Raw genomic sequence first — 5,654 nt, 5'->3', positions numbered from 1 at the left:
CACGATCTAGCCTTAGGAATCACATTCCAGTCGGACGAAGTGCTCACCGGCCAGCGGCTCGATGACCAGCGTCTCGCCCCCCAACCCCAAGCCGTCAACGCCACGCTGATCGACTCCCATTAGTCGGACAGGTTCGGCGACGATGGCGGGCCGGGACGGCCCGCAGGAGGAGTCGGACGATCAGACTCCCGATGCGGGCTCACGGCCCGCAGGAGGGGTCGGACGATCAGACTTCCGGTGCGGGTCCGTCCGGCGATAAGCGCGGAGCGCCGTCGCGCACTGCGCTAGCGGCGAGTATGTCCTGGAGACCGACCCGTGCCAGCTACTATCGCTTGGGTGTCGGACGGCGAACAAGCCAAACCACGTCGGCGCCGCGGACGGCGCCGGAATCGTGGCGCTGCCGGCGCGGCCGAGAATCATAAGGACGGCCAAGCGACCGGCGATTCAACAGCGACCAAACCGCGCCGATCGCGCTCGGCTCGCCGCGTGCCGGAACGGCTGCGCACGGTGCATGAAACGTCCGCGGGCGGGCTCGTCATCGACGGCCTCGACGGACCGCGCGATGCGCAGGTCGCGGCCCTGATCGGTCGCGTCGACCGCCGTGGACGGATGCTCTGGTCGCTGCCCAAGGGCCACATCGAGCTCGGTGAGACCGCTGAGCAGACGGCCATCCGTGAGGTCGCCGAGGAGACCGGGATTCGCGGCAGCGTGCTGGCGGCGCTGGGACGCATCGATTACTGGTTCGTTACCGATGGCCGTCGGGTGCACAAGACCGTGCACCATTATTTGATGCGCTTCTCCGGCGGTGAGCTGTGCGACGAGGACCTCGAAGTCGCCGAAGTGGCTTGGGTGCCGATACACGAATTGCCGTCCCGGCTGGCCTATGCCGACGAACGCCGTCTGGCCGAGGTGGCCGACGAGCTGATCGACAAGCTGCAAAGCGACGGGCCGGCCGCGCTTCCGCCGTTGCCGCCCAGCTCGCCTCGGCGGCGTCCGCAAACGCATTCGCGGACGCGGCATGCCGACAAGCCCACGGGCCGGAAGAACGGTCACGGGCCAGGACCGTGACCGTGCCGCAACTCTGCTGGGCCGGCTTGTTGCGCCTTACCGCAGTGGTCTGCGTCGTTGCCGGTTTTGCGGTGCTCACCGGAGCCGCCGTGCCGCGCGCGGCTGCGGGCGAGCCCGGAGCGACGCCGTTTGTCCGCGTCCGTATCGATCAGGTGACCCCGGACGTGGTCACCACAACGAGTCAACCCGTCGTCACCGTCAGCGGAATGGTGACCAACATCGGTGACCGCCCAGTCCACGACGTGATGGTCCGGCTGGAGCACGCCGGAGCGGTCACCGCGTCGGCGGGCTTGCGCACCTCCCTGGACGGTGGCACCGACCAGTACCAGCCGGCCGCGGACTTCCTCACGGTGGCCCCCGAGCTGCAACGCGGGCAGGAAGCCGGATTCACGCTGTCGGCCCCGCTGCGCTCGTTGACCAACCCGTCTTTGGGTATCGACAAGCCCGGGATCTACCCCGTGCTGGTCAACGTGAACGGGACACCGGACTACGGCGCCCCGGCCCGGCTCGACAACGCACGGTTCCTGCTGCCCGTCGTCGGCGTGCCACCCGATCATGCCGATGACCTGGACTCCCCCGTCGCACCCGACACCTCCAAGCCCTTGTGGATCACGATGCTGTGGCCGCTGGCCGACCGGCCGCGGCTGTCCCCCGGCGTACCTGGCGGCACGATTCCGGTCCGGCTGGTCGACGACGACCTGGCCACCTCACTGGCCGCCGGCGGCCGACTGGACATCCTGCTGTCGGCGGCGGAGGTCGCCACCAGCCACGACGTCGACCCGGACGCCGCCGTCAGCCACGCGCTTTGTTTGGCCCTCGACCCCGATCTGCTGGTTACCGTCAACGCGATGACTGGCGGCTATGTGGTTTCTAATTCGCCCGACGGCCCCGCCCAACAACCCGGCACCCCGACGCACCCGGGCACGGGTCAGGCCGCCGCGGCCGAATGGCTGAACCGGCTACGTGCGCTGGCCCACCGGTCCTGCGTGGTGCCGCTGCCCTACGCGCAGGCCGATCTGGACGCCTTGCAACGCGTCAATGATCCGGGGCTGAGCGCGGCCGCCACCAACAGCGTTGGCGGCATCGTCGACCGCATCTTGGACGTTGCCTCCACCCGCGGGGCCACGCTGCTGCCCGACGGCTCGTTGACCAGTCGGGCGGTGGACCTGCTCAACGCCAACGACAGCACGGTCGCAATTGCCGCCGCTGACTTGTCCGCCCAAGATTCGGCGAGCGACACTCCCACCAGCGTCGACACCGCGCCCAAGCGGTTGTCCCCGCAGGTGGTGGCCGCGCCGTTCGACCCGGCCGTCGGTGCCGCACTGGCCGGGGCGGGGACGGACCCGGTCATCCCGACCTACCTGGACCCCTCGCTGACGGTTCGGCTCGCACATGACTCAGAGACCGCTCGACGCCAGGACGCCTTGGGGTCGATCTTCTGGCACGCCTTGCAGCGCGATGCCGCGCCGCGCACCCAGCTCCTGGTCCCGCCGGCGACGTGGAACCTGCAGACCGACGACGCGCAGGTCATTTTGACCGCGCTTTCCACCGCCATCCGCTCGGGTCTGGCGGTGCCGCGACCACTACCCGCGGTAATCGCTGAAGCCGCGGCCCGCAGCGAGCCGGCGGAGCAGGCGGGCTCCAACGGCTCCCGGCGGGGCCGATTCAACGACAACGTCACCGCCGACATCGCCGGCCAAGTTGGGCGCCTGTGGGGCCTGACCTCAGCGTTGACGACCGACGAGCGCAGCGGGTTGACCGGCGTTCAGTACACCGCGCCGCTGCGCGAGGACATGCTGCGCGCATTGAGTCAATCGGAGCCGCCCGATACCCGCAATGGATTGGCTCAACAGCGGCTGGCGGTGGTCGGCAAGACGATCAACGACTTGTTCGGCGCGGTCACGATCGTCAACCCGGGCGGCTCCTACACCCTGGCCACCGAGCACAGCCCCCTCCCGCTGGCACTGCACAACGGCCTCGCTGTTCCCATCCGGGTGCGGTTGCAGGTCGACGCTCCACCCGGCATGACCGTCACGGACGTCGGCCAGATCGAATTACCTCCGGGATACCTGCCGCTGCGGGTGCCGATCGAAGTGAACTTCACCCAGCGGGTCGCTGTCGACGTCACACTGCGAACCCCGGACGGCATGCGACTCGGCGAGCCGGTGCGCTTATCGGTGCATTCCAACGCCTACGGCAAGGTGCTCTTCGCAATCACGCTCAGTGCCGCAGCGGTGCTGGTGCTGTTGGCCGGACGGCGGCTTTGGCACCGTTTCCGCGGTCAGCCCGATCGCGCCGACCTGGACCGCCCGGACCCGCCCGGCGCCAAACACGCCCAATTGCGGGACGAAATCGACCAGCGGGTCGAGCACGAGCACCGGGTATGAACCCCGCCTACCGGCGGCCCCACCCTCAGTCACCGCCGCAGCGACAACGACCACCACGAGACCCGGCCTCGCCGCCGACTGGGCCCTTGCCTCCCGTGCCGCAACTCGTTCGGCGACGACCCGAACTGTCCGACGCCGCGCTGGTATCGCGGTCGTGGGCAATGGCATTCGCGACGCTCGTCAGCCGGATCACCGGCTTCGCCAAGATCGTGCTGCTGGCCGCCATCTTGGGCGCCGCACTGGCCAGCTCTTTCTCGGTGGCCAACCAGCTGCCAACCCTGATCGCAGCGCTCGTGCTGGAGGCGACATTCACCGCGATCTTCGTGCCCGTGTTGACCCGTGCCGAGCAAAGCGACCCCGACGGTGGCGCCGCGTTTGTGCGGCGCCTGGTCACTTTGGTGACCGCGCTGCTGTTGGTTGCCACGACGCTGTCGGTGCTTGCCGCGCCGCTGCTGGTGCGGCTGATGCTGGGCCGGCATCCGCAGGTCAACGAGCCCCTGACCACCGCGTTCGCCTACCTGCTGCTGCCCCAGGTGCTCGCCTACGGCTTGACATCGGTCTTCATGGCGATCCTGAACACGCGCAACGTGTTCGGGCCGACGGCGTGGGCGCCGGTCGTCAACAATGTCATCGCGATCACGACCCTGGGGGTGTATCTGGCCGTCCCCGGCGAGCTGTCGGTCAATCCTGTCGAGATGGGCAACACCAAGCTGCTGGTGCTTGGGATCGGCACCAACTTGGGGGTGTTCGCGCAGGTCGCGGTGCTGCTGGTAGCGCTGCGGCGCCAGCACGTCAGCCTGCGCCCGCTGTGGGGAATCGATCAGCGGCTCAAGCACTTCGGCACGATGGCCGCCGCGATGATGCTCTACGTGGTGATCAGCCAGCTAGGCCTGGTGGTCGGCAACCGGATCGCCAGCACGGCAGCGGCCTCCGGCCCCGCGATCTACAACTACACCTGGCTGGTCCTCATGCTCCCGTTCGGCATGATCGGGGTGACCGTGCTGACCGTGGTGATGCCTCGGCTGAGTCGCAACGCCGCCGCCGACGACACCCGGGCCGTGCTCGCCGACCTGTCGCTGGCCACTCGACTGACGCTGATCACGCTGATCCCGATAGTGGCGTTCATGACCGTCGCCGGCCCGGCAATGGGCAGCGCGCTGTTCGCCTACGGTCATTTCGGGGGGGTCGATGCCGGGTATCTGGGCGCCGCGATCGCGTTGTCGGCGTTCACGTTGATCCCTTATGGGCTGGTGCTCTTGCAGCTACGCGTCTTCTACGCGCGACAGCAGCCCTGGACGCCGATCGTGATCATCCTCGTCATCACGGCCGTCAAGGTCGTCGGCTCCGTGCTGGCGCCACACGCCACCAGCGACCCCAAGCTGGTGGCCGGTTTTCTCGGGCTCGCCAACGGCATCGGATTTCTGGCCGGCGCGATCGTCGGTTACTACCTGTTGCGACACGCCCTGCTACCCGCCGGTGGCCAGCTGATCGGTGTCGGTGAGGTGCGGACAATCCTGGTGACGATCGTCGCGTCGATGCTGGCCGGTGTGGTGGCTTATGTGGCCGACCGGCTGCTGGGGCTGGGCGAGCTGACGGCGCACGGCGGCGCGGGTTCGCTGCTGCGCCTGTTCCTGCTGGCAACCATCATGCTGCCCATCCTGGCCACGGTCATGCTCAGCGCGCGGGTTCCCGAGGCGCAGGCAGCGCTGGCCGCCGTCAGGCGTCGAATTCCGGGCGGCCGCGGGGGCCAGAGCGGGGCGCCGGGCCCTCGCAAAGCGACTGTGCCGGATCGATCGTCTCAGCGGGGCCCCGTCACGTACTCTGAGCAGAGGAATTCGTCCCAGCCGGGGGCAAATGCGGTCCAGGAACCGATCCGGCGCACGCCTCCGGAGCAGCCACCGATAGCCCGGATAGCGAAAGGACCGGAGGTGACCGACCGCCCATTGGAGAGCGCTGCGTCAGGCGCCGACCTACCGCGACCGGTCGCTGACGACTTCCAGCCCGATATTCCGGCGGGCCCCAAGCCCGAGGCATCCACGCCGCGCCCTCCCGACAAGGCGAACGGGGACTTCGCGGCCAAACCGCGGGGGCCGATTCCGTTCGACGCACCCCGCGAGCGCGGCGCAGAATCGGCGGCGTCGCAGGACGATATCCACTTGGTTCCCGGCGCCCGCATCGCAGGTGGCCGGTACCGGCTGC

3 protein-coding genes are annotated in these 5,654 nt (G+C 68.9%); all 3 read left to right on the top strand.

Going from position 1 to position 5,654, the window contains the following annotated elements; all coding sequences use genetic code 11:
• Positions 1-336: 336 nt before the first annotated feature.
• Positions 337-1,068 (top strand): NUDIX hydrolase, encoded by a 732-nt coding sequence (locus tag ACLP4W_RS26780; RefSeq protein ID WP_442390402.1) that lies wholly within the window; start codon positions 337-339, stop codon positions 1,066-1,068.
• Positions 1,065-3,455, top strand: coding sequence for a hypothetical protein (locus ACLP4W_RS26775; RefSeq protein WP_442390401.1), 2,391 nt, complete (start codon positions 1,065-1,067; stop codon positions 3,453-3,455). The genes ACLP4W_RS26780 and ACLP4W_RS26775 overlap by 4 nt, the downstream gene beginning before the upstream one ends.
• Positions 3,452-5,654, top strand: a 2,203-nt coding sequence (locus ACLP4W_RS26770; protein WP_442390400.1) for a lipid II flippase MurJ, incomplete at its 3' end; no start/stop codon positions are given. The genes ACLP4W_RS26775 and ACLP4W_RS26770, both read left to right, overlap by 4 nt.

Source organism: Mycobacterium sp., from assembly GCF_052145595.1.
Taxonomy (GTDB): domain Bacteria; phylum Actinomycetota; class Actinomycetes; order Mycobacteriales; family Mycobacteriaceae; genus Mycobacterium.
This window is presented reverse-complemented; position numbering and strand designations above follow the sequence as displayed.